Raw genomic sequence first — 228 nt, 5'->3', positions numbered from 1 at the left:
GATTTTGGAACAGGGTATAGTTCATTAGGGTATTTAAAAGAATTTCCAATTGATGTATTAAAAATCGACCGTTCGTTCATCGTGAATATGAATGAAGGCGAGTCAGGTATTGCCATGGTTGCAGCCATTATCTCTTTAGCCCATGCACTAAATTTAAAAGTGGTTGCAGAAGGGGTAGAAACAGCAAAAGAACTCGAATGTGAATATGGACAAGGCTATTACTTTAGC

At 37.7% G+C, this 228-nt stretch carries 1 protein-coding gene; it reads left to right on the top strand.

Annotation, left to right across the window (positions count from 1 at the left end; all coding sequences use genetic code 11):
- Window positions 1-228 (top strand): EAL domain-containing protein (locus tag R0J88_RS24245; RefSeq protein WP_410901493.1); only part of this gene is annotated, 228 nt, incomplete at both ends.

The sequence above is a fragment of the Pseudoalteromonas sp. SIMBA_162 genome, from assembly GCF_046535955.1.
Lineage (GTDB): Bacteria > Pseudomonadota > Gammaproteobacteria > Enterobacterales > Alteromonadaceae > Pseudoalteromonas > Pseudoalteromonas marina.
Note: the sequence above shows the minus strand (reverse complement) of the source record. Positions and strands in the feature narration are given on the sequence as shown.